Below are 22,141 nucleotides of genomic sequence, written 5' to 3'. Positions count from 1 at the left end.
CCCTCTGTATCAACGGAGACAAACATGGCACACCACTTACGAATTGCCAATGCCGGAGTTGAAGCCCGGCAAATCGGCGACTGGGCGGATACCGAAACGGCACAAGACATTCGCCGTTCACTTGACCTTGTCAAAGCGACGGACCGCCCCAGCATCACCATGATTGCCGGAGCACCCGGAACGGGCAAGACAAGCGCTGTTCGTCGCTTTTGCGAGGCGCACGGCGAGAATGCGTTGTTCATTCAAGCCGCCCGTGGCGAAGGCACCGCATGGAATTTTGCTCATGCCCTAGCAAACCTTTGGGGCCATGCGCGACCGACATTCAACTGTCACTTTGAGGCGCGAGAAAAGATTGCAAGTTACATCGGGACGGGAAGTGTTCTGGTTGTGGATGAAGCGCAATATCTGCACCAGCGGAACCGCAAGAGCGGGCAGACCGGCGAGGCGTTTGAATGGCTTCGCGCCACAGCGGAAACAGGCGGCTTCGATCTGGTTTTCTGTGGTGATTTGGACTTGCCTCGCGCGATTGAGGCCATGCCACAATTGCAAAGCCGCCTCATGCGCCCGGTTGTGATCCGGCAAGTGAGCCGCGCCGATGTTGCCGCCGTGGTGGACAGCACCGCCTTAGCGGATGTGCGATCCATTGATGCGCTGCATGCAATCGCCCGGATGCAGGGCGGCTTGCGCAATGTCGAGAACGTCATTCGGATTGCCACGCTCTTTGCGGGCGACAAGATGCCCGGCCATGAGCATCTCAAGGCCGCTATCATTGATATGAAGCTGGACGGAAAGAGGGCATCATGAGCAAAACAATCCAAATCGAACTGACACAAGCTGAGGCGGCGGAACTCAAAATCGCCGCGCAAGAGGTGCAGTACGTCTTTCATTTCATGGGCAATGTGCTCGGCATGGTGGAAAACGGAATGTCCACTGGCTCTCTCGACAATCCCGAAAACACGGGCAACCTGATCGCCCTGTTTTCCTTACTTGGACGTGCGATGAAGCATGCAGCTGAGAAGGAAGGCGAGTGCCTTGCCAAGTTTGGCCTCAATCTCAAAACAGAGGTTCGCAATGCCGCTTAGTCGAAAACACATTACCGTTCTGCATGTGGCAAAGAACAAACTCGGGCTGAATGATGCGGAATACCGCTGCGCTTTGACTGAGGTTGCGGGTGTAACCAGTTCAACCGAGTTGGATCAAGCCGGGTTTAACGCAATGATGGGGCTTTTCGAATATCTGGGCTTTGCACCGCTCTTGGCGAAAGGTGAGAATTACGGCAATCGCCCCGGCATGGCGAGTTTCGCCCAGCTTGAACTGATCCGCACGATCTGGCGCGAATACACCCGGGCCGCCTATGAAGGCGAGAGTGAGTTGAACAAATGGCTCTTTCGCACATTCAAGATATCCAGTTTGCGCTTCATGACCAAATCGCAAGCCCAGCGGGCAATTACTGCTCTCAAGGCGATGAAGTCCCGTGCGGCTTGATTAATATGCTATGAATTGAGGGGCGGCGCTTGAGCGCCGCTCTTTTCGTTTCTGAAGCGGGGTTCATGAATTTAGCAACCCTACCAGCCGAAAACACCGGAACAGCGCCCCTGCCCCGTTTAAATGGTGTTTAACGGCGAATTCCGAGGTAACAACACTGTATCGTTGCCAGAATGCGTCCTGTTTGCTATCCAAATCGTGCGCCTGAGCCAATTCGTCGAAGTCGGCCAAATGGCCGTGAAGGGTTGACGACCTTCCAGACGCAAGCGTCTGAGCCAAGCGGGCAGCCGGTCATGAGCCGCGAAGGAGACACCGTCCTTCCAGACGCTTTCACACTACATGTCTGATCCCGACAACTGTCGGGCCGTTAATCCCCGACGCCTGTCGGTATTTTCCGGGTATGTCGAAAACACCCGTTCATAATCATCTGTTAAGTTGCGACGAAATGCTGACGCTGGATATGCGCGTCAGTGAGTTGCTTGAAGCCCTTGAGGACGATCTGGGGCCGGAAGCCGTCTGGAAGCTGACAGGCACATATGGCGGATGCGTTTTGCACTTGCCCAAGCGTAACGCAATGCAGCGTTCGGTAGTTTTCGAACGGCTCGGCGAAACTATCTTCACTTGGCTCCATAATCGTTTGGGACACGGGACGACCCAAATCCCGATGGGACCGCATTCGCGCTCGGCTCGAAACATGGCCGCATTCCGCGCGGCTTTCCTCAAAAACAAGTCACACCCTCAAATCGCTCGCGAGCTGAATTGCCACGCCCGTACTGTCGAGCGCGTGGCAGCGCGGTTGCGTGACGCTGGCTTTCTCTAACCCCTCAAGGAACCTCCGCCATGATCGTTAATCCTGAAAACGTTGATCTCGCCTTTCGCGGCTTCAAGACGCTGTACTCGACCGCCTACGCCGCCGCGCCCGTCTACTATGACAAGATTGCGATGACCGTTCCCAGTTCTGCGAGGAACGAGGCATATGGCTGGCTGGGGCAGTTTCCGCAACTGCGCGAATGGCTGGACGGCGAACGCGAAGTCAAGAGCCTGACCGCGCATGGCTTCACCATTGAAAACCGCAAGTTCGAAAGCACGGTTGCTATTGGCCGCGATGACTTCTCCGACGACCGTTTAGGCATCTTCAAGCCGATGGTTTCCGAGATGGGGCATCGTGCCCGCCAGCATCCCGACGAACTGGTGTTTGCCATGCTGGCCGATGGTTTCACAGTGACTTGCTATGACGGTCAGTTCTTCTTTGACACGGATCATCCGACCAAAGATGCGGCGGGCGATGTCGTTACTGTAAGCAATATGGCCGATGGCACGGATCAACCTTGGTTCCTTCTGGACACCACACGCCCAATCAAGCCGATCATCTGGCAAGAGCGCGAGAAATACGAGTTCACCCGCGTGAACCGCCATGACGACAATGAAGTCTTCATGACAGACAAATACAAGATGGGCGTCCGCGCCCGCGTCAACGCAGGTTTTGGCCTCTGGCAATTCGCCTACGGTAGCAAGCAACCTTTGACCTCTGACAACTACGCTGCCGCCCGCGCCGCCATGATGAAACTGCGCGGGAATGAGGGCCGGATCATGGGTGTGAACCCGTCCACACTGGTTGTCGGTCCCGATCTGGAAGAAGCGGCGGCAAAGATCGTCAATTCCGAAGTGAACGACGGCGGCGGCTCGAACCCTTGGAAGGGCACAGCCGACCTTATCGTTACTCCATATCTGGGTGGCTGATCCGATGGCGTTTGAAGTTGCAACCTGTGAGGCGCGGGAACTCCCCCAGGGCAAAGCCGCGCCCACCGTTATTCACCTCTTGCCGCTTGGCACATTTCGGGGGCGTGACGGGCGTTCATGGAAACTCGACAATCCCCACCATCTGATTGCCCAATTCCGTTCCCGCAAAATCGACTTGGTAGTTGATTATGAGCATCAGGCGGATGATCCGGGTCGTAAGAAAACCGGCCCAGTTCCGGCAGCGGGCTGGATTACCGAACTCGAGGCGCGCCCAGATGGTATTTGGGGCCATGTCAAATGGACCGACACCGCCGCCAAGCTGATCAAAGAGCGGGAATATCGCTTTATCAGCCCAACGTTCAAATACGCGCCTGTCACGGGCAAGGTTGTGTTCCTCAAGGGCGCGTCCCTTGTGCATGAGCCGAACCTTCACCTGACAGCGCTTGCTAGAGAGGAACCTACCATGTCAACCGACACCGATCTGAGCGATATTGCATCTGCGCTTGGACTACCGTCCAGCGCTGATCGGGGCGCAATCCTGAACGCGATCACTTCGCAGTCCACACCCGACCCTGCCAAGTATGTTCCGATCGAGGCCGTGCGCGACCTCATGAATGATCGTGGCAGCAAGGTTGCTATGGCACGGGAAAATGAAGTTGAAGCTATGGTTTCGGATGCACTTGACGAAGGCTTTATCACACCGGGAATGCGCGACTGGGCCACGGCACTTTGCCGCCAAGACCCTGACAGCTTTGTCCAGTTCACCAAAAGCGCAGCGCCTGCCTACGCCCATTTGTTCAAACCCGCCGTTAGCGGTTCACCTTTGAGCGAACCAAAGTCCCGCGCATACGACGAGGCCGAATTGGCTATCTGTGCACAACTCGACATTGAACCGGGAACAATGGTTGAACGGTAAGTTGGGGTTTTCGGCTTTGGCTTAGCCTTGGTCTCAAAGCCGGAATGGGGTGAGCGGAAACTGGCAGGTTCCTCGCTCACCCCGCAAATGTAAGGAGCCAGAAATGGGCGAAAGTATCCGTGTCAAAATCAGAGACGCATACGCGCAAATCAAGGCAGGTAAAGCCATGTTTGAAGAAGGTTTAAAAGCCCTTTCAAACGCCCTTGAAACAGTCGGCGCTTGTGAAGATCATTTGCTTCAGCGCGGACTGGAAAGCCTGCCAGAATGCAATGTCCCGGTGACTGAGCATCGCAAAGAACATCGCATGGGCCGCGCTCCAAAGATCGACTGCGACCCAGAGCTTCAAGCCTTCCTAATCGCGCGTATTGATCGATTAACTTACGCTCAGATTGCACAAAAGGTTGCGGAGCATTTCCCGGAGCCACGCCGTGTCGGCAAGAGCGCCATACACGCATGGTTCAAGAAGCGGCAGCGGGGCTGATTGATTTGTTTTTTGTTTGATTTGATTATTAAGGATCGTTCCGGATACTCTCAGGACTTTCCGGCTCATTCGGTATCAAACCTCTGAAAATACCCTTTTTAAACTATATGAAAGACAACAGAAGGGGTGATCGGGCAGCCCCCCCGCCGCTTCCGTTTGCGTCGGACAAACTTGAAGCCCTTGCGCGCTGGCCGTCCCGCTCTTGGGACACAATATGATGGCGCATCGGGACTGGCCGAAGCCCCGGCCCCCTGGACGCCACCACCACGGATCACATCTGACAAGAAACCCATTTTGCGGGTCGTCAAAGGCGGCAAGGACTAGCGATCTAACCACGCGCGATTAATCAATTCGCCGATGGCCGCGATGTGAAGGTTAACACGCTAGCCGCCTCACGGCTGACGGCATCATCAATGCGATCGACACAAAAAAAGGCTCCGAGCACGTCGCGCACCCCGAGCCTTCTGCCTCTTTCCCTCACGTTATCCGACGGCGCGTTTCGCTTCACGACCGGCCGACAGCTCTTCGGCCACCAGGAAGGCCAGCTCTAGCGACTGGCTGGCGTTCAACCGGGGGTCACAGGCCGTGTGATATCGGTCCGACAGATCCTCATCCGTCACCGCGCGCACGCCCCCGGTGCATTCGGTCACATCCTTGCCTGTCATCTCAAAATGCACGCCGCCGGGCACGGTCCCCTCGGCCCGGTGGATCGCAAAGAACTCCTGAATCTCCTGCAAGATCGCGTTGAAGAACCGCGTCTTATAACCGGAATTCGCCTTGACCGTGTTGCCATGCATCGGGTCGCAGGACCAAACGACATTGGCACCTTCCTCCTGAACCGCCTTGATCAGACGGGGGAGATGCTCACCGACTTTACCGGCACCGAACCGCGCGATCAGGGTCAGTCGTCCGGCCTCGTTCTCCGGGTTCAGCGTCGCCATCAGCACTTTCAAATCCTCTGCCGAAGTCGACGGCCCGCATTTCAGACCAATCGGGTTCTGAACGCCGCGGGCGAATTCCACATGGGCCCCGTCGGGTTGCCGCGTCCGATCCCCGATCCAGATCATATGGCCCGATCCGGCCAGCGGCAGCCCGGTGGTCGAATCGACCCGCGCCAGCGCTTCTTCATATTCCAGAAGCAACGCCTCATGGCTGGTATAGAAATCGACGGTCGAGAATTCATGGGTCGTCCCACCATCGATACCCGCGGCGGCCATGAAATCGATGGTGTCCTGAATTCGGGTTGCGATATCGCGATATTTCTCGGCCCCTGCCCCATCCGTGAAGCCAAGCGTCCAGGAATGCACCCGGTGCATATCGGCAAAACCACCGGTCGAAAACGCGCGGAGCAGGTTCAGCGACGCGGCTGCCTGCGTATAGGCCTGCAGCATTTTCGCCGGATCGGGAATGCGCGACTCGGGCGTGAAATCCAGCTCGTTGATGATGTCCCCGCGATAGCTGGGCAGCTCCACGCCATCGACAACCTCGGTCGGGGCCGAACGTGGCTTGGCAAACTGGCCCGCCATCCGACCGACCTTCACCACCGGCACTTTCGCGCCATAGGTCAGCACCATCGCCATTTGCAGCATCACCTGGAACGTGTCGCGGATCGTGTCCGCGCTGAACTCGGCAAAGCTTTCGGCGCAATCCCCGCCTTGCAGCAAAAACGCCTCGCCGCGCGAGACAGCCGCCAGTTCCGATTTTAACCGCCGCGCCTCACCGGCAAAAACCAGCGGCGGATATTTCCCAAGCTGCGCCTCAACCGCGGCCAATGCCGCCTGGTCGGGATAATCCGGCATCTGAACCCGCGGTTTCGCGCGCCAATCCGATTTGCTCCAGCCTTGTGCCGCTGTCATAACAGCCTCCTACATCGCTCACCGACACGCTTATAGGCATGTCCGGCGGTGCATCCAATGGCCTTTTTTTAGCGCTATCGGAGATTGCCAAGACTCGCAAATGGTGGTTTCGCTATCAAATCGGGCCGTCGATTGGCCCGGATGGGAGGAAGAAAGGGACCGGCGCATGCCCAGCCTGAAAAACGGCGTGCCGAACCAGCCGAAACGCTATGTGTTCGTGCTGCTGGACCAGTTTACCATGCTCTGCTTCTCCTGCGCGGTGGAGGCATTGCGGATCGCCAACCGTATGGCAGGCGAGACGCTCTATGAATGGTCCCTCGCTGGCGAAGGCGGCGAGATGGTCTATTGCAGCGCCGGGATTGGCTACAAACTCGATCACGATCTCGAAGAGGTCGGGCGCGATGACATCGTTTTGCTCTGCGGTGGCATTGACGTGCAGGGGGCGACGAATAAGCGGCTTCTAAACTGGCTCCGCCGGGAAGCGCGCAAAGGGCCAGTGATCGGCGGGCTGTGCACCGCGGGCTACTCGCTCGCCAAGGCCGGGCTTTTGGACGGCAAACGCGCCACGATCCATTGGGAAAACCAAGACAGCTTCACAGAAGAATTTGAGGATGTGGCGCTGACCAAATCGGTCTTTGTGATTGATGGCAACCGGATCACAACGGCAGGTGGCACGGCCTCAATTGACCTGATGCTGAAAATCATCGCCACCGATCATGGCGAGGAGTTGGCCAATCTCGTCGCCGATCAGCTGATCTACACCTCGATCCGCACCGACCAAGATACCCAACGCCTCTCGATCCCAACCCGGATCGGCGTGCGCCATCCGAAGCTCAGCCAGGTCATTCGGATGATGGAGCAGAACATCGAAGACCCGATCAGCCCGTCGGTTCTGGCCAGCGATGTCGGCATGTCGACCCGGCAATTGGAACGCCTGTTCCGGCGCTACCTGAACCGATCTCCCAAGCGCTATTACATGGAGTTGCGACTGGCGAAAGCGCGCAACCTGTTGATGCAGACCGATATGAGCGTGATCAATGTGGCGCTGGCATGTGGCTTTGCATCTCCGTCGCATTTCTCAAAATGCTATCGGGCGCATTACGACACGACCCCCTATCGCGAGCGCGGATCGCAGGCCGCGCGCCTATCGGGTTAGAACAGCGGCAAAAACACGTTGATATCGGTGTTGAACCCCATGCGGATCGCCACCAAATCATCGCCTCGGTCGTGCAGAAGCAAATGCACATAGATGTAATTGAACTCATCGTCCCAATAGGCGATGATCTGCTGCTGGAATCCATTCGACATGGAGCCATCTTGCATCACGGCCCCGTCCACAAAATCATTGGGATAGAACCCGCGCAACTGGGCCTCGACCGCGATAAGATCTTGCGGCGACATCTCATCGCTGCCGCCAAAAGCGGCCAGGAGTTCCGACACCGCACGAGACATGACCAACCTGTCCAAGGTGGCGCGCATGGCATCATAATCGTCGAAGACGCCAGGCGTCCGGTCTTGCGCAAGTGCGGAAATCGGCATCACCGCCAAAAGCGCCGCAAAAATCAGCCGCCCGATGGCAGACATGCTTCTGTGATCCTTCATGGCTCAGCCGTTCTCAAGACGGGCGGCGCGCCCGCCCCGACGTTTGGTCGCAGGTGGGGCCGCACGTCCGGCCTTTAGGACCTCGGTCATCGGGTGATCGTCATGGCCAACACCATGGCGCGCCAGAAGGATCTCGATGGCGGCACGCGGGTCCGGCGCGGCCAGGCTCAAGGCCCAATCCATGAAGATCGAGCGGCATTCTGGCAGGGTGATCCCATCGATCAAATACGCCTCTCGGATCAGGCCTTTCGGATCATTGGCGTCGCCGGGCTTGCTCATGTGGATGTTCCTGTCTCTGCACCCGTCTCGGGCAAGATGCCTGCAACGATCAGTGCCGCCTCCGACCGGGCCGCGTCAAGCATTCTCGTCAAGGCCTCGATCGTATCGGTCTCCGTCGTCTGGCAAAGAAACGCCCGCCCGCCAACGCCGATCTCCTCCAGGTCAAGGGCCTGATCGGTCAAAAGCCGGGTGGCCTGCTGAACCTGGGTAAAGAGCCGGTAGGCATCGCGGAGCGCTTGCGCTGCCGAGGCCGACAGCCAGCCGAGCCGTTCAGCCGCCGCAATCTGCCCGGCGACCTCGCGCGCCGGATCGCCCGCCGCCAAGGCCGCGGCCTGGGCCAGAAGCTCGATCTCTTGCGCGCCACCGGCACCACCTTTCACCGACCACGTATCGCCGCCTCGCCCCGCCGCCTGCAGCCGGGTCCGCATCTCGGCGGTGTCGCTGAGGACGGTTTCGGGCGATGTATCAGCGGCCAAAACATCCCGGCGTACGGCTTCGATATCGGCCATCAACTCGGGCGCTCCGGCCACCGGCCGGGCCCGGGTCAGCGCCATATGCTCCCAGGTCCAGGCCTCAGTCATCTGATACTGCCGAAACGCCTCCAACCCCGTGGCAACCGGCCCCTGCCGCCCCGAGGGTCTGAGCCGCATATCCACTTCATAAAGCTTGCCTGACGCGGTCGGCGCGCTCAGCGCCGTCACCAGCGCCTTTGTCGCCTTGGCAAACCAAGATCGCGGGTCCAGCGGGCGGCGGCCTTCCGTCATCTCAACGCCCCCGGCATCATAAATGACGATCAGATCCAGGTCTGATCCCGCGCTCAACCGCCCCGCGCCCAAGCTGCCCATGGCCAGAACTGCGCCACCGCGACCCGGCGCTGGCCCATGACGCCGCGCAATATCGGCGCAGACCGCGGGCCAAAGACCGGCGACGACCGCATCGGCCAAGGCGGAATACTGCGCCCCTGCCTCTTCCGCATCGATCAACCCGCGCAGGTGATGCACGCCGATCCGAAAATACCATTCCTTCTGCCAGCGCCGGGCCTCATCCAACTGCGCCTCATAATCCAACCCAATCAAAGCGGCCGACAGGTCCTGCGTCAGGGCTTCGGCACCGGGCCACGCCGCAAAGAAACTGCCGCCCAGAACGGCATCAAGCACCGCCGAGTGCCGCGAGAGATACCGCGCGAGCCCCGGTGCCGTGGCGCAGATATCGACGATCAAATCCACCAAGGGTGGGTTCGCCTCGAACAGCGAAAAAAGCTGCACTCCCGCGGGCAGACCGCGCAAGAACCCGTCGAAATTGCCAAGCGCCTCTTCCGGGCGCGCCGCCTTGGCGAACCGGGCCAAAAGATCCGGGCGGAGCCGGGCAAAAATCTCCTGCCCCTGGGCGGAGCGGAGCGCCGGATACCCATGCCAGCGCTCGACAATATCACGGGCCGTCTCGCTCAGCTCGGGTTCTGGATCAGCGCGCGCATCGGGCGCAAAAAACGGCTCGGTCAGATGATCCACGGCCTTCAGCCGGCCCTTCAACGCATCCCGGAACAGATCCGTATCAGCCATACCGCAGAACCGCGCCAGCCGGTCAAACCCTTCTTCCGAATTCGGCAGACTATGAGTTTGCGCATCGGCAATCATCTGCAAGCGATGCTCCACCTCCCGATGGGCGCGGTAATGCGTGCTCAAAGCCTCCGCGGTGTCGGCCTCGATCCAGCCTTTCCGGGCCAACGCCTCAAGTGCCACCACCGTCTCCCGGCTCCGCAAATCCGGGTCACGCCCGCCCGCCACCAATTGCCGGGTCTGCGCAAAAAACTCGATCTCGCGGATGCCCCCGGCACCAAGCTTCATATTATGGCCGTCCAGGGTGATCGGCCCATGCAGCCCCTTATGCGACCTGATCCGTTGCCGCATATCATGGGTGTCTTGGATCGTCGCGAAATCCAAATGTTTGCGCCAAACGAAGGGCGTCAGGATGTCCAAGAACCGGGCGCCCGCCGCGATATCGCCCGCCGCCGCGCGGGCTTTGATATAGGCGCCGCGCTCCCAACTGCGCCCCTCGGCCTCGTAATAGCGCTCCGCCGCCGCCATCGAAATGCAAACCGGTGTCGATCCTGCATCCGGGCGCAGGCGCAGATCGGTGCGGAACACATACCCTTCAGCGGTGTTTTCCGACAGCGTCGCCGCCATCCGCCGCGTCGCGCGGATAAAACTGGCCCGGGCATCCATCTCGTCGCCCGGGTCGAACCGGCTTTCATCGAACAGGCAGATCAGGTCGATATCCGAGGAATAGTTCAACTCCCCCGCACCCATCTTGCCCATCGCCAGCGCCACCATCCCGGCACCGGTTTCCGCATCCTCCGCCACCATCCCTGGCAGCTTGCCGCGTTTGATCTCGGTTCCGATATGAGCCCGCATCGCAACGTGAACAGCGGCATCCGCAAAATCGGTCAGCGCGCCTGTGACCTCTTCCAAGCGCCAGACCCCGCTCAAATCCGCTAGTGCCGTCAACAGTGCTGCGCGCCGTTTCAACTGCCGAAGCCCGCTGGCCACTCGGGTGCCGTCCAATTCTGCGGTGGCGGCCAGAATGCCGGCTTGCGCCGCCTCCGGCGCGGTCGTTAACGCTTCGGCGAGCCAATCTGTCTCCTGTGCCATCAGCCGGGCCAGATACGGGCTGCAGCCCGCCGTGCCCGATATCAACGGGCGCAGTTCCGGCGCTAGGTCAGGAAGCAGCGCCAGGGCCTCGCTGCCGCGCTCAGGATCAAAAGCAATCGGATGACGCGTGATGCGCGCGGCGAATGTCATGGGGTCTGATCAGCCTCATCTAGGGGGGTGTCCTGGCTGAAGATATTGATCCAGCCTTGCGCCCGGCGCTGCCAGATGGAGCTGACAAACATCACCTCTTCCGAGCCACCCGGACGACGATAGGCCGCGCGATAGGAATAAAGCCCGCAATCAGGCCCAAGCTGGCGAAAACGCGGATCGGAAAGGGTGTACTCGGCAACGGTGGGCCCCTCCGACAATTGGCTGGAATGCTCGGCGCGCCCGGCAAAGCCGCTTGGATACACACCTAGAAAATCCGCGCTCAACAGCGCCGCGTCGGCCGCCGCGTCTCCGGCCTTCAACGCCTCCCAAACCGCGCGCTCCGCCGCTTCAATCTCCTGTTCCATGGCGCTCGACCTCCCACACTTGTCGTTCGCCCCGATCCTTGCAATGGTCGCGCCTCAGGAACAAGGGGCAAGCCGATGAGCAAGAGTTTGAAACGCGTGGAACGCGCATTGGCCGAGGCTGGCGTGGAGACCGCCGTTCTGGAGATGCCCTCCACAACCCGAACAGCGGCTCAGGCCGCCGAGACGGCGGGCTGTGCGCTGGATCAGATCGCGAAATCGATCATTTTCAAAGCCGAGACCAGCGGCGAAGCCGTGCTCTTCATCACCGCTGGCGGCAACCAGGTCGACGCAGACAAAGCCAGCGCCCTGGCCGGGGAACCTCTGGGCAAGGCCGATGCCGACCTGATCCGCGCGCAAACCGGCTTTGCCATTGGCGGCGTTGCGCCCATCGGCCATCTCGCGCCAGTCCGCGCCTGGTTCGATCCGCGCCTCTCAGAGTTCGAGATCGTTTATGCAGCAGCGGGCACGCCACGGCATATCTTTCCCATCGCGCCGGATGTTCTGATCGGGCTGAGCGGGGCCAGACCGGCCAGCTTCACCGCCTGACACCCGGAAAACAGGGTTTTCCGCCCCGGAATTTTCGAAAATTCCGGGCGCGCTCATATCGCGCGCAGCACGGACGCCGCCGCCCGGAGCCCCGGCGCATCCCCGCCGCGCCCCAACCGGTCCATCGCCAAATCCGCCGCATCAAGCTGCGCCTGTCGCGCGGCGCCATCCTCCAGAAGCTGCAATAAGGCATCGGAGATCGGCCCGGGCCGACAGTTCTCCGCCAAGAACTCCGGCACAGTGTGGCTGTCGGAGACCAGATTGACCAAGGTCACCGTATCGATCCGCAGCATCATGCGGATCACCTGTTTCGACAGCCAACTCATATCGTAAGCGATCACCATCGGCGTGGCCGCCGCCGCCAGTTCCAAACTGACTGTGCCAGACGCCGCCAGGGCCAGATCGGCCGCCGCGAATGCCGCCCGTTTCTCGGCCGCGGCATCCGCCGCCGACCTCTCCCGCGGGTCCAGGATCACCGGCGGAACCGGCCAGCTTGCGGTCAGTTCCGCCACATCATCAGCCACCGCCGCCAGCGTCGGCAGCACAACACGCAGATCCGGATGCGCCGCCAAAACCGGGCGCAGCGCCTCGCCGAAAATTGGCGAAAGCCGGGCAACCTCACCTCGGCGCGAGCCGGGCAAAACCAACAGAAGCGGCGCGTCGGCACCAATCCCCTGCCGGGATCGGAACGCCTGCGCCTCCTCGGCGCTTGCGACGGGCTCGGTCGTGACCGGATGACCGACGAAATCGCAGGTCATACCGGCGGCCTCCATCAAAGGCGGCTCGAAGGGGAATAACGCCAGCACATGATCGATCGACCGTGCCATTTTCTTGGCCCGCCCGGCGCGCCAGGCCCAGACCGTTGGCGCCACATAATGGATCGTGCGTAGATCGCGCGCCCGGGCCTTGACCTTCGCCGCGACGCGGAGCGAAAACTCAGGGATGTCGATGGTGATCAGCGCATCGGGCCGTGTCGCCACGATCTCATCGGCGGTTTCCGACACCCGCCGTAACAGCGACCGCAGGTGCGGCAGAATCTCGGCCAGACCGATGACGCTCAGCTCCTCCATCGGAAACAGTGTCTGCAACCCCTCCGCCTGCATTAAGGGGCCACCAATGCCGTGAAACTCCAGATCCGGCTCCATCGCTTTGAGCCCGGCCATCAATGCCGCCCCCAAACGGTCGCCTGAGGGTTCGCCCGCGATCAGAAATAAGCGCCGGGTCACGGGGCCGCCCAAATCGCGACGCCTTTGGCCTCCGCCTCGGTCAGAACCGCGCCACGATCCAGAAGCAGCACGCTGCCTGCGGCGATCTCGATCCCGGAGAGACCGGCCTTAGCCGCAAGACGGACCGTATCGGCCCCAATCGCCGGCATATCGACCCGCAGATCCTGCCCCGGTTTCGGGCGTTTGACGAAAACCCCGCCCGATCCGGGCCGGGTCTGCGCCACGAAGTCCAGCATCGCATCGGTCCCCTGCAAGGTTTCGATCCCCAAAACTTGCCCCGAGGCCGCAACCGCGCCCTGCCCCACATCAAGCGGCCCAAGCGCGTCTAGAACGGCACGGGCCCGCGTAGCGTCTGTCTGGTGCTGACTGGTCGGAATGCCGGCGAGGACCCCCTCTTCCGCGACCAGATCGGGGCGCAGCTCATGAGCCGCGCGGACCGCAAAGCCTTCGTCTTCCAGAAGCTCGATAACACTGCGCAGGAGGCCATCATCCCCTTGTCCAATCGCGGCCATGAGACGCGGCAGCAACGCGATGGTCGTCTCATCCAAAGCCGAGGGGTCAAATTGCGGGCGGGTCATCGCGCCTGCCAAACACAACTCGTCGACACCTTGCGCTCGCAATGCCTCGAACAATCCGCCAAGCTGCTCGAACCTGGCCGGGATCACCGGCGCGTCCCGGACTTGCAACTCAACGCCTTGAAACGCCACCACATGCGCCGACCCCGCCTGCAGCAGCAACTGTGGCAGAGCACCAGAGCCCGCGATGATCGCACGCGCCATCGCTTCAGCCCGGCGTCAGGAAGGAGCGACCCGAGTCGCCCAAAACGAAGGCGACGATCTCATCCACATAAGGTGACGTCCCCTCATCGGCATCCCGCAAGCGGCGTGCCCGGTCTTGGAACGCATCTTCGCCCTGCGCCAGCGCCTGGAACGCCGCGCGCAGCGCCATGATATCCTCGCGGCTCACCCCCCGACGCTTCAACCCGACTAGGTTCAACCCTTTCAACTCGCCACGCGGTGCATGGACCAGCCCATAGGGGATCACATCATGGGTCACCATCGTCACCGCGCCAATGATCGCGCCTTTGCCGATCCGCACGAATTGATGCACACCCGACAGGCCGCCGATCAAAACATCGTCTTCGATGATGCAATGTCCACCGATTGAGGCATTGTTCACCGCGATCACCCGGTCGCCCACGATCGCGTCATGGGCCACATGGGCATTGGCCAGGAATAACCCGTCATCGCCCACCTTGGTCACCCCACCCCCGCCTTCCGTGCCGGTGTTAATCGTCACACCTTCACGGATGCGGTTGCGCTTGCCAACGATCAGCCGCGTCCGCTCGCCAGCGAATTTCTTATCTTGCGGGATGTCGCCGATATTAGCGAAGGGGAAGATCACCGTCTCATCGCCGATCTCCGTCCAGCCCGTCACGATGGCGTGGGATTTCAGATGCACCCGCGCCCCAAGCGTGACCTCTGGCCCGACAACGCAAAACGGCCCGATCTCACACTCGGGACCGATCACCGCCCCCTCTTCGATCACAGAGGAGGGATGGATGCGCGCGGAGGGATCGATAGCCATCAAGCGCCCTCTGCTGGCAAATCCATCATCGCGGTGAACTCGGCCTCAGCCGCCATCTCCCCCTCGACCGTGGCCACACCTTGGAACTTCCAAACCTTGGCCCCCGCTTTGCCGCGGGTGACCGTCACCGACAGCTCCAAGACATCGCCCGGCACAACCTTGCGGCGGAACTTGCATTTGTCGATTGCCATGAAATAGACCAGCAAATCCTTGTCAGCCATATCCATGCTAACCCCGACCATCACGGCAGCCGTCTGAGCCATCGCCTCGATGATCGTCACGCCGGGCATGATCGGCGCGCCCGGGAAATGGCCCTGAAAATGCGGCTCGTTGAAGGTGACATTTTTGACGCCAACGGCGCTGGTAAACGGCACGATCTCCCGCACTTTGTCGATCAATAGGAACGGATAACGATGTGGAATGATCCGTTGGATCAAGTCAATATCAGCGGTTTTGGGCGGGGTGGTCATTGGGTGCTGGTGTCCTTTGGATCATTATTGACGCACACGCCCTCTGCGTAACAACTCGGGTCGCGCGCGGCAAGGGCGGTTCAGCGGCGGCTCATGGGGCCGTCGAGGATCCATTTTCGTCGTCTGGCCGGGCCAAGGGCGCGGGAAGATCACCACCCTGCAAAAGCGGACCTTCGCCACCATCGCCGAGGCGGGCGTCGACGCGTTCCAAGGCCAAGGCGGTGATGTCGACCGATTCCGCCGATAAAAGCACCGCGCGATTGTCCATGATGACGGCCGCGCCGCGCTCTCGAACCAGATCCAATAGAATTGGAAAGGCCAGTTCGAAAAACCGCTGCCGCGCGGCGTCGGCCTGCAGACTCAGCGACTGCGCTTTGGTCTCTTGCGCTTGCCGGATTTCGCCCACGCGCGCATCAAATTCCTCGGCCAAGGCCCGAAACGCCATCGGATCCATGGTGGCGCGCTCACCCGTCAGGCGCATCTCTTCTTCTGTGAGTTGCGCCTCGATCTCGCGGTTCTCAGCCGCCAAGCTTTCGCCTGCGGCTTCCAACTCGCTCTGAACCCGCTGCCCATAAAGAGAGGCCGAAAACAACCGATCCTGGTTTAGTACCAAAATCCCCTCTGGCGCCGCGCTGGTCTGCGTCGACGCGGGGTGCGGCGCGACCCAAATGAGGAGGGCCAAAATGGCCAAACCCCATATCGGCCTGAAGCGCGCATGCGCCATGCCCGTTCTCCTTAGAAGCGCGCCTCGATGGTCAGATCGAATTCCCGGGTCTCGTCATAAGGCTGGGTCTCCAACGCATGGCTGAAGTTGAAACGCAGGGGCCCAATCGCGGTATCCCAGAAGATCGAGAACCCGACCGAGGAGCGGAAGTGGATGTCGTCATCGACCATCATCCCACCTGCACCCAGTGTGTCATCCAGCCCCCAAACCGTGCCAATATCGTAGAACACGCCGCCAGAGATGCCATATTCATCCGGCAGTCCGAGTGGGAAAGCCGCCTCGAAGCGGGCAACTGCGAAGAAGTTCCCGCCGAGTGCGTCGTCATTCGCGGCGTTGGTGTCCCGCGGTCCCAGGCCACGCGGCTCGAACCCACGCATCTGGCGGCTGGACAGGAAGAACCGGTCGGTGAACCGGCTATTGCCATCCAACATCGCGATGCCACCGCCCTCAACCGTGGCCCGCAAGGTCACCTCTTCCTGCGCGACGCTTGTCTCTGCCGAGGCCAGGGCCGTGGTGCGGATATACTGGCTGTCGCCCCCAAGACCGGCGAGTTCTTGATTGAAGCGCAGAAGCACGCCTGCATTGGGGTTCAGACCCGTATTGCGGGTGTCATAGCTGAAGCCATAGCCAATCGAGGAAGTTATGCGTTCCCCCTCTTCCCGCTGAATGATCGGCGAACTGTCGGCTGTCACGTTCAGGATGGTATCCTGCGACAACCGATAAAACACGCTCGCCCGGCTGTACTCACCAATCGGGAAGCCAAGCGACGTCTGGAACCCAAGGTTTTCGGTGTCAAACGCAGCGTTTTGCGCATCCGTTTCATTGAAAAAGACATTCAGACCCAAGGCCAAATCGCGCCGCAAGAAGGCAGGCTCCTGAAAGCTGAAATTGAATGCTCGGCTGTCGGTCGTCGTATTGAACGAAAACCGCAGCGCTTGACCACGACCAAGGAAGTTCTGCTCCGCATAGCTGACGGCCAGGCCCGTCCCCGTATCGCTCGAAAAACTGACCGAGAAACCAAGAGAGCCGGTGGGCTGCTCTTCGACATCCACATCGACAATCACTTGATCCGGCGCCGTGCCCTGGCGGCCCTCGACTTCGACATCGGAGAAATAGGCGAGCGCGCGAATCCGTTCGGAGGCTTGGCGAATAGCGCGCGGGTCAAACGGATCGCCCTCCACCGTGTCGAACTGTCGGCGCACCACACGGTCGAGCGTGGTCGCGTTACCCTCGATATCGATTCGTTCGACGAAGACGCGCTCACCGCGCACAACGGCAAACTCAACGTCCAGCGTCAGATCTTCATCATTGCGGGTGATCCGAGGTTCGACACGAATGAACCGGAGGCTCTGCTGTGTAGCGAGGTTTTCCATCCGGCTGATAGTGTTATCAATTAAACGCGGGCTGTAGGTCGTGCCGCTGCGCATGCGGATCACATCCAGATATTCATCCGTGTCGATCTCGGGCAAATCGCTGACAACGGTGATCTCCCCCACATCAAAGCTTTGACCTTCACGAATGTTGAAGGTGATGAAAAACGCGTCTCGGCTTCGGGTGAGTTCCGAGGTAACACTCAGAACTTCGAAATCCACATACCCGCGATCACGATAGAAATCTGTCAGCAGTTGTTGATCAAACGCAATCCGATCCTGGACGAAACTATCGCGTCGAATAATCGCCCGGAAAATCCCAGCCTGCGTGCTTTCCAACACACGGCGCAGGCGACGATCCGAGTAATTGCGGTTGCCGACAAACTCAATGCGCTCGGTCTCGACCACGCGCCCTTCGGTCACTTCGAAGACCAGATCGACGCGGTTGTCGCTACGCCGGATGATCACCGGGGTAACCGTCGCGGTCAATCGGCCCGCCTCGCGATAGGCTGCTGTAATCTCGGCGGCATCCTGCTCGGCCACAGAGGGCGAATAGACCCGGCGCGGCTGTGATGTGATGATGTTCAGAAGATCTTCGTCATCGAGCCGCCGGTTGCCCTCGATATTGATCCGGTTGATGGTCGGGTACTCTTGCACAATGATGACAAGGGTCGATCCGCGCGGCACCACTTCGACGCTTTCAAACAGGCCGGAGTTTTGCAGCCGCTGCTGCGCATCGTTCAACTGGCCAGCGCTGATCGCCTCACCAGGATTGATCCCGGCATTGACCAAAACTGTGCTGGCGTCGATCCGCTGATTTCCTTGCACATCAAATTGCGAAAACCGAAAATCCTGCGCCGCGACTGGAAGCGTTAACAGGCACATAAAGGTCAGTGCCATCAGGGTTGCAGCTGCACCCCGCCATCCCGCTGCGAGAGTTGCGCGATTGCTCATCGAATCCTGCCCCGTCCATGACCTGTAATCTTCGGTCATCCCTACCGAAGCCGCGGGGTCTTGTCAAAACGATCCATCACAGCCCATAGCGGTTATCCACAGGCTGTGTCACAAGATATACACAATGGTTTTTGACGGACGGTACACCGATACCAGTGCAACCTGATCAGTGGATCGTTGCGTAGGACAACATCCAACCTGCCACAGTCAGCGCAGAGACAATGATCAGCGGAACCAGCAATCGGTCCACATTGATCTGTACGAAGAATCTGATGCCGCGATAACCGTCTGAAAGCAGTCTCATCTGACATACCCTTATCTGACCCAAGAATTTGGGTTTTCTGCGGTTTCAGATGTGCTGCCTGAATATGGCTGAATTTGGGCACCCCAGGGGCGGTTTGGTGATGACTGCCTCCCCCTCACGGGCAGAAGATATCATTCGTCAACGCAAAAAGCATCAGAGACAAAAGCAACATCAGACCGACAGACATAAAGATCTTTAGTGCTTTGTCAGAGGGAGGCTTGCCCGCAACCGCCTCATAGGCGTGAAACAGCAGATGCCCGCCATCCAAGACCGGGATCGGGAAGAGATTCAGAAGCCCTACAGCCGTCGACAACACAGCAATGAACCAGATGAAGTCGTCCAGACCCTGACTTGCCGCCGCGCCAGAGGTCTCCGCGATGCCAATAGGCCCTTGCAGATTGCAACTTGAAATCGCACCGGTGATCATATGCCAAAGGCCGGACAGCGAAGACTGAATAATGAACCCGGTTTGCGCGACACCGTATTGCGCCGCATCCACCAGGCCGACAGGTTCGGTAACAGGTTCAAAGAACAAACCACCGCGAATACCAATCAGCCAACGTGTCTCAAACCCGCCCTCTGCCAGCGGCAAATCCATCCGGCGAGGACTGAGTGTGAATTCCAGCATCTCGCCATCGCGCCAGACATCAAGCGCAAGCGCCCCGCCTTCCGAGGCCTCCACTGCGCTGCGTAACTGGCGGAACGCATAGACCGGCTCGCCATCAATCGCCCGGATGACATCGCCGACTTCCAGCCCCGCCGCCATTGCCGCCGATTGCGGCGTGACCGCTTCGACCACCGGTATCCAGGGCGCGACCGCATCGACCGTCATCGCCACGCCGTCACGTTCAATCTCATAGCTGAGCGTCGGAACAGATGGCACCGCCTCGCTCAGGCTCCGCACATCGGCGAGGCTGGCAATCGGCGTGCCATCAATGGACGTGATCAGATCGCCTTCCTGCAAAACCTGCATATCGGCGGGCAACGCCTTGGGCGTGCCAACGCGGGCCTCTTCAATCGCCTGGCCTGAAGCCAAAACGAAACCGGCAAAAACCAGGATCGACAGGATAAAGTTGAAAACCGGGCCTGCCGCTACCGTCGCCGCCCGCGCCCAAAGCGGCGCGCCATGCATCGAGCGCCGCCGCTCGGCCACATCCAACGCGTCAACCGCAGCCCCATCCTTACCCGAGGCCGCATCCGCATCCCCCAGAAACTTCACATATCCGCCAAAGGGCAGCGCTGCGATTTGCCAGCGTGTGCCATGGCGATCCACCCGGCTGGCCAGGACCGGACCGAAGCCGATGGAGAACACCTCCGCATGGATGCCAGACCAGCGCCCAACGATGTAATGGCCATATTCATGGATCGCGACGATGATCGACAGGGCGGCGATAAAGGCCACAATTGTAAACGCAACATTGCCGAACTGGGGGATGAATTCCATAACCTACCTGTCGTTTTGTCGTTTCGCGACCTGCTCTTCGGCCCGTTGCCTAGCCACATGGTCTGTTTCCAGCACGGTCTCAAGGGTCTCTATGGCATCGTGAAGGCGAATATCGCGCGAAATCTGGTCAAGTGTCGCCGCGACCACACCTGTCATATCCATGAACCCGACCCGCCCGGCCAAAAACGCATCAAGCGCGACCTCTTTCGCGGCGTTGAACACCGCGCCCGACCGACCGCCTGTTTCCATCACTTGCCGCGCCAAGCCGAGAGCCGGATAGCGAATGTCGCAGGGCGCGCGAAACTCCAATGTGGCCAGCTCCGCCAAATCAAGCCGCGCCACCGGCAGGTCACGCCGCGTTGGCCAATGAAGGGCATAGCCAATCGCATGACGCATATCAGGCGCGCCCAGATGCGCCATCAACGCACCATCGCAAAACCCAACCAACGCATGGATGATCGATTGTGGATGCACAACCGCCTCGACCTGATGGGGGCGCACACCGAAGAACTCTTTTGTTTCAATGAGCTCCATCGCCTTGTTGAACATCGAGGCGCTGTCGATGGTGATCCGCTGGCCCATATCCCAATTCGGATGCGCACCGGCATCTGCGACGGTCGCACTGGCCAAGGCTTCAATCGGCCAATCTCGAAGCCCGCCGCCCGATGCCGTGATCACGATCCGCTCCACCGCCGCCATGTCTTCGCCGACCAGCGCCTGAAACACCGCTGAGTGCTCACTATCGACCGGCAAGATCGTGGCGCCATGCGCCCGCCCCTCGGCCAGCAAGAGCGGCCCCGCCGTGACCAAACTCTCTTTATTCGCAAGCGCCAGAGTCGTGCCATGGCGCAGCGCGTGAAACCCGGGCTCCAGACCCGCCGCGCCAACAATGGCCGACATCACCCAATCGACCGGTCGGTCCGCGGCCTCCACCAAGGCGCCCTGCCCGGCTGCAGCTTCAATCCCGGTCCCCGCCAAGGCCTCTCTGAGCGCAGGCAGATGATCTTCATAGGCCGTGACCGCAACATCGGCCCGAAAGGCGCGCGCATCCTTGGCCAATTGCGTTACATTCCGCCCGCCGGTCAGCACCACCACATCATAGGCATCCGGCGCGCGCGAAATCAGATCAAGCGTGTTCTGCCCAATCGATCCTGTCGCCCCAAAGACACTGACCTTACGCATACTGGTCCTCTAAATCGGCGTCGGCGGAAACTCCGCAAAGCTCTCCACCAGCAGTAGCAAAAGCGCGGCCCCAAGCATTCCGTCAAACCGATCGAACATCCCGCCATGGCCGGGCAATAGGTTCGAGCTGTCCTTGACCCCCACCCTGCGTTTCAAGGCGCTTTCGGCGATATCGCCCATTTGGCTGGCCATGCTCAGCGCGACGGAGATGCCGATCAGTTCCACGCCAGAGCCTGTCGCCTTCATAAAGGCCGCACCGACCAAGCCCGCGCTGACCCAACCGGCAACTGTGCCAGACCATGTCTTCTTCGGGCTGACCAGCGGCCAAAACTTCGGCCCGCCGAAAATCCGCCCCGCGAAATAGCCGAACACATCCGTCGCAGCCACGACCAGAACCAGCCACAGCATCCAGGTCAGGCCGAAATCCTCGCGATGCACCAGAAGGCCGAAGCCCGCGAACATGATCAAAGCGGCGTACATGATGTAAAGCGTTCGGTTCTTCTCTAGCACGCCGATCCCCAGAATGCCGACCAGCAAAAGCAGCGGCAAACCAAGCCCGATGGGCAAGAGTTTCGCCGCCAGCAACAAGCCCGCAGCCAAGCATCCCAGAACGATCGCCCGGCGCAAACCGCCACCCAGCATGCGCACCAGTTCCCAGACCAACACGCCCACGATCAAAATGACCAGGCCGACAAACACCGCGCCGCCCATCCAAACCGCCGTAAGGCCAACAACGGCCATCGCCATGCCCGTGGCCGACCGTGCCGCCAAATCAGAGAAGCTATCGCGATTGAGGCTCATTTGGGCCGAAC

At 60.2% G+C, this 22,141-nt stretch carries 24 protein-coding genes; 9 read left to right on the top strand and 15 right to left on the bottom strand.

Annotation, left to right across the window (positions count from 1 at the left end; genetic code table 11):
• Positions 1-24 precede the first annotated feature (24 nt).
• The 7 genes from GTF44_RS08600 to GTF44_RS08570 all read left to right on the top strand — a co-directional run bounded on the left by GTF44_RS08600 (position 25) and on the right by GTF44_RS08570 (position 4,622).
• Positions 25-804, top strand: a complete 780-nt coding sequence (locus GTF44_RS08600; protein ID WP_171560965.1) for an AAA family ATPase — start codon at positions 25-27, stop codon at positions 802-804.
• On the top strand, positions 801-1,082 hold the full coding sequence (locus tag GTF44_RS08595; protein WP_171560962.1) for a hypothetical protein: 282 nt from the start codon (positions 801-803) through the stop codon (positions 1,080-1,082). Before GTF44_RS08600 ends, GTF44_RS08595 begins: the two co-directional genes overlap by 4 nt.
• The gene (locus GTF44_RS08590) at positions 1,072-1,485 is read left to right on the top strand and encodes a regulatory protein GemA (protein WP_171560959.1); all 414 of its coding nucleotides are present in this window, start codon (positions 1,072-1,074) and stop codon (positions 1,483-1,485) included. The genes GTF44_RS08595 and GTF44_RS08590 overlap by 11 nt, the downstream gene beginning before the upstream one ends.
• 400 nt (positions 1,486-1,885) lie before the next feature.
• Entirely contained in the window at positions 1,886-2,305 is a 420-nt protein-coding gene (locus GTF44_RS08585) for a hypothetical protein (protein WP_171560957.1), read from the top strand.
• Between the two features lie 20 nt (positions 2,306-2,325).
• Positions 2,326-3,225, top strand: coding sequence for a Mu-like prophage major head subunit gpT family protein (locus GTF44_RS08580; RefSeq protein ID WP_171560954.1), 900 nt, complete (start codon positions 2,326-2,328; stop codon positions 3,223-3,225).
• Between the two features lie 4 nt (positions 3,226-3,229).
• The gene (locus GTF44_RS08575) at positions 3,230-4,141 is read left to right on the top strand and encodes a phage protease (protein ID WP_171560951.1); all 912 of its coding nucleotides are present in this window, start codon (positions 3,230-3,232) and stop codon (positions 4,139-4,141) included.
• Between the two features lie 103 nt (positions 4,142-4,244).
• Complete coding sequence (locus GTF44_RS08570; RefSeq protein WP_171560948.1) at positions 4,245-4,622, top strand: hypothetical protein; 378 nt, start codon at positions 4,245-4,247, stop codon at positions 4,620-4,622.
• 482 nt (positions 4,623-5,104) lie between these two features.
• Here GTF44_RS08570 and GTF44_RS08565 read toward each other — a convergent pair whose 3' ends face one another.
• On the bottom strand, positions 5,105-6,478 hold the full coding sequence (locus GTF44_RS08565) for a class II 3-deoxy-7-phosphoheptulonate synthase (protein WP_145209263.1): 1,374 nt from the start codon (positions 6,476-6,478) through the stop codon (positions 5,105-5,107).
• A 166-nt stretch (positions 6,479-6,644) separates the two neighbouring features.
• Between GTF44_RS08565 and GTF44_RS08560 the strand changes: the two genes are divergently transcribed.
• Positions 6,645-7,634 (top strand): GlxA family transcriptional regulator, encoded by a 990-nt coding sequence (locus GTF44_RS08560; protein ID WP_145209266.1) that lies wholly within the window; start codon positions 6,645-6,647, stop codon positions 7,632-7,634.
• On the opposite strand, the gene GTF44_RS08555 is transcribed toward GTF44_RS08560, so the two are convergent.
• From GTF44_RS08555 to GTF44_RS08540, 4 genes are read right to left on the bottom strand one after another with little or no spacing between them, the layout of a single operon-like run.
• Complete coding sequence (locus GTF44_RS08555) at positions 7,631-8,062, bottom strand: hypothetical protein (protein WP_171560943.1); 432 nt, start codon at positions 8,060-8,062, stop codon at positions 7,631-7,633. The two genes, GTF44_RS08560 and GTF44_RS08555, sit on opposite strands and share 4 nt — an antisense overlap.
• A gap of 21 nt (positions 8,063-8,083) precedes the next feature.
• The gene (locus GTF44_RS08550) at positions 8,084-8,359 is read right to left on the bottom strand and encodes a hypothetical protein (RefSeq protein ID WP_145209272.1); all 276 of its coding nucleotides are present in this window, start codon (positions 8,357-8,359) and stop codon (positions 8,084-8,086) included.
• The gene (locus GTF44_RS08545) at positions 8,356-11,157 is read right to left on the bottom strand and encodes a glutamine-synthetase adenylyltransferase (RefSeq protein ID WP_171560940.1); all 2,802 of its coding nucleotides are present in this window, start codon (positions 11,155-11,157) and stop codon (positions 8,356-8,358) included. The genes GTF44_RS08550 and GTF44_RS08545 overlap by 4 nt, the downstream gene beginning before the upstream one ends.
• Positions 11,154-11,522 carry a DUF4440 domain-containing protein gene (locus GTF44_RS08540; protein WP_171560937.1) on the bottom strand — a complete coding sequence of 123 codons (369 nt, stop codon included), beginning with the start codon at positions 11,520-11,522 and terminating at the stop codon, positions 11,154-11,156. Before GTF44_RS08540 ends, GTF44_RS08545 begins: the two co-directional genes overlap by 4 nt.
• A 75-nt stretch (positions 11,523-11,597) precedes the next feature.
• Between GTF44_RS08540 and GTF44_RS08535 the strand changes: the two genes are divergently transcribed.
• Positions 11,598-12,068: a YbaK/EbsC family protein gene (locus tag GTF44_RS08535; RefSeq protein ID WP_171560935.1), complete on the top strand. Its 471-nt coding sequence runs from the start codon at positions 11,598-11,600 to the stop codon at positions 12,066-12,068.
• A gap of 53 nt (positions 12,069-12,121) precedes the next feature.
• Here GTF44_RS08535 and lpxB read toward each other — a convergent pair whose 3' ends face one another.
• From lpxB to GTF44_RS08485, 10 genes are all read right to left on the bottom strand, one after another.
• Entirely contained in the window at positions 12,122-13,294 is a 1,173-nt protein-coding gene (gene lpxB / locus GTF44_RS08530; RefSeq protein ID WP_171560932.1) for a lipid-A-disaccharide synthase, read from the bottom strand.
• Complete coding sequence (locus GTF44_RS08525) at positions 13,291-14,073, bottom strand: LpxI family protein (protein WP_171560929.1); 783 nt, start codon at positions 14,071-14,073, stop codon at positions 13,291-13,293. The genes lpxB and GTF44_RS08525 overlap by 4 nt, the downstream gene beginning before the upstream one ends.
• A 4-nt stretch (positions 14,074-14,077) precedes the next feature.
• Positions 14,078-14,881: an acyl-ACP--UDP-N-acetylglucosamine O-acyltransferase gene (lpxA, locus tag GTF44_RS08520; RefSeq protein WP_171560926.1), complete on the bottom strand. Its 804-nt coding sequence runs from the start codon at positions 14,879-14,881 to the stop codon at positions 14,078-14,080.
• A complete protein-coding gene (fabZ, locus tag GTF44_RS08515) occupies positions 14,881-15,351 on the bottom strand; it encodes a 3-hydroxyacyl-ACP dehydratase FabZ (protein WP_171560922.1) in 471 nt (156 codons plus the stop codon). Before fabZ ends, lpxA begins: the two co-directional genes overlap by 1 nt.
• 91 nt (positions 15,352-15,442) lie before the next feature.
• Positions 15,443-16,075 carry an OmpH family outer membrane protein gene (locus GTF44_RS08510; RefSeq protein ID WP_171560919.1) on the bottom strand — a complete coding sequence of 211 codons (633 nt, stop codon included), beginning with the start codon at positions 16,073-16,075 and terminating at the stop codon, positions 15,443-15,445.
• A gap of 11 nt (positions 16,076-16,086) precedes the next feature.
• The gene (bamA, locus tag GTF44_RS08505) at positions 16,087-18,399 is read right to left on the bottom strand and encodes an outer membrane protein assembly factor BamA (RefSeq protein WP_253261266.1); all 2,313 of its coding nucleotides are present in this window, start codon (positions 18,397-18,399) and stop codon (positions 16,087-16,089) included.
• 166 nt (positions 18,400-18,565) lie between these two features.
• Positions 18,566-18,703, bottom strand: coding sequence for a hypothetical protein (locus tag GTF44_RS08500; protein WP_171560916.1), 138 nt, complete (start codon positions 18,701-18,703; stop codon positions 18,566-18,568).
• Positions 18,704-18,818: 115 nt separating this feature from the next.
• The gene (gene rseP / locus GTF44_RS08495; protein WP_171560913.1) at positions 18,819-20,147 is read right to left on the bottom strand and encodes an RIP metalloprotease RseP; all 1,329 of its coding nucleotides are present in this window, start codon (positions 20,145-20,147) and stop codon (positions 18,819-18,821) included.
• Positions 20,148-20,150: 3 nt separating this feature from the next.
• Positions 20,151-21,329 (bottom strand): 1-deoxy-D-xylulose-5-phosphate reductoisomerase, encoded by a 1,179-nt coding sequence (gene dxr / locus GTF44_RS08490; RefSeq protein ID WP_171560911.1) that lies wholly within the window; start codon positions 21,327-21,329, stop codon positions 20,151-20,153.
• Positions 21,330-21,338: 9 nt separating this feature from the next.
• Positions 21,339-22,130 (bottom strand): phosphatidate cytidylyltransferase, encoded by a 792-nt coding sequence (locus tag GTF44_RS08485; RefSeq protein WP_171560908.1) that lies wholly within the window; start codon positions 22,128-22,130, stop codon positions 21,339-21,341.
• Positions 22,131-22,141: the final 11 nt, after the last annotated feature.

The organism is Roseobacter sp. HKCCD6576-2, assembly GCF_013179285.1.
Classification (GTDB): Bacteria; Pseudomonadota; Alphaproteobacteria; order Rhodobacterales; family Rhodobacteraceae; genus Rhodophyticola; species Rhodophyticola oceani.
Note: the sequence above shows the minus strand (reverse complement) of the source record. Positions and strands in the feature narration are given on the sequence as shown.

Excerpts from the sequence above, each read along its gene's own strand:
- GTF44_RS08600 (WP_171560965.1), top strand. The coding sequence starts at position 25 with ATGGCACACCACTTACGAATTGCCAATGCCGGAGTTGAAGCCCGGCAA.
- GTF44_RS08595 (WP_171560962.1), top strand. The coding sequence starts at position 801 with ATGAGCAAAACAATCCAAATCGAACTGACACAAGCTGAGGCGGCGGAA.
- GTF44_RS08590 (WP_171560959.1), top strand. The coding sequence starts at position 1,072 with ATGCCGCTTAGTCGAAAACACATTACCGTTCTGCATGTGGCAAAGAAC.
- GTF44_RS08585 (WP_171560957.1), top strand. The coding sequence starts at position 1,886 with ATGTCGAAAACACCCGTTCATAATCATCTGTTAAGTTGCGACGAAATG.
- GTF44_RS08580 (WP_171560954.1), top strand. The coding sequence starts at position 2,326 with ATGATCGTTAATCCTGAAAACGTTGATCTCGCCTTTCGCGGCTTCAAG.
- GTF44_RS08575 (WP_171560951.1), top strand. The coding sequence starts at position 3,230 with ATGGCGTTTGAAGTTGCAACCTGTGAGGCGCGGGAACTCCCCCAGGGC.
- GTF44_RS08570 (WP_171560948.1), top strand. The coding sequence starts at position 4,245 with ATGGGCGAAAGTATCCGTGTCAAAATCAGAGACGCATACGCGCAAATC.
- GTF44_RS08565 (WP_145209263.1), bottom strand. The coding sequence starts at position 6,478 with ATGACAGCGGCACAAGGCTGGAGCAAATCGGATTGGCGCGCGAAACCG.
- GTF44_RS08560 (WP_145209266.1), top strand. The coding sequence starts at position 6,645 with ATGCCCAGCCTGAAAAACGGCGTGCCGAACCAGCCGAAACGCTATGTG.
- GTF44_RS08555 (WP_171560943.1), bottom strand. The coding sequence starts at position 8,062 with ATGTCTGCCATCGGGCGGCTGATTTTTGCGGCGCTTTTGGCGGTGATG.
- GTF44_RS08550 (WP_145209272.1), bottom strand. The coding sequence starts at position 8,359 with ATGAGCAAGCCCGGCGACGCCAATGATCCGAAAGGCCTGATCCGAGAG.
- GTF44_RS08545 (WP_171560940.1), bottom strand. The coding sequence starts at position 11,157 with ATGACATTCGCCGCGCGCATCACGCGTCATCCGATTGCTTTTGATCCT.
- GTF44_RS08540 (WP_171560937.1), bottom strand. The coding sequence starts at position 11,522 with ATGGAACAGGAGATTGAAGCGGCGGAGCGCGCGGTTTGGGAGGCGTTG.
- GTF44_RS08535 (WP_171560935.1), top strand. The coding sequence starts at position 11,598 with ATGAGCAAGAGTTTGAAACGCGTGGAACGCGCATTGGCCGAGGCTGGC.
- GTF44_RS08525 (WP_171560929.1), bottom strand. The coding sequence starts at position 14,073 with ATGGCGCGTGCGATCATCGCGGGCTCTGGTGCTCTGCCACAGTTGCTG.
- lpxA (WP_171560926.1), bottom strand. The coding sequence starts at position 14,881 with ATGGCTATCGATCCCTCCGCGCGCATCCATCCCTCCTCTGTGATCGAA.
- fabZ (WP_171560922.1), bottom strand. The coding sequence starts at position 15,351 with ATGACCACCCCGCCCAAAACCGCTGATATTGACTTGATCCAACGGATC.
- GTF44_RS08510 (WP_171560919.1), bottom strand. The coding sequence starts at position 16,075 with ATGGCGCATGCGCGCTTCAGGCCGATATGGGGTTTGGCCATTTTGGCC.
- bamA (WP_253261266.1), bottom strand. The coding sequence starts at position 18,399 with ATGAGCAATCGCGCAACTCTCGCAGCGGGATGGCGGGGTGCAGCTGCA.
- GTF44_RS08500 (WP_171560916.1), bottom strand. The coding sequence starts at position 18,703 with ATGAGACTGCTTTCAGACGGTTATCGCGGCATCAGATTCTTCGTACAG.
- rseP (WP_171560913.1), bottom strand. The coding sequence starts at position 20,147 with ATGGAATTCATCCCCCAGTTCGGCAATGTTGCGTTTACAATTGTGGCC.
- dxr (WP_171560911.1), bottom strand. The coding sequence starts at position 21,329 with ATGCGTAAGGTCAGTGTCTTTGGGGCGACAGGATCGATTGGGCAGAAC.
- GTF44_RS08485 (WP_171560908.1), bottom strand. The coding sequence starts at position 22,130 with ATGAGCCTCAATCGCGATAGCTTCTCTGATTTGGCGGCACGGTCGGCC.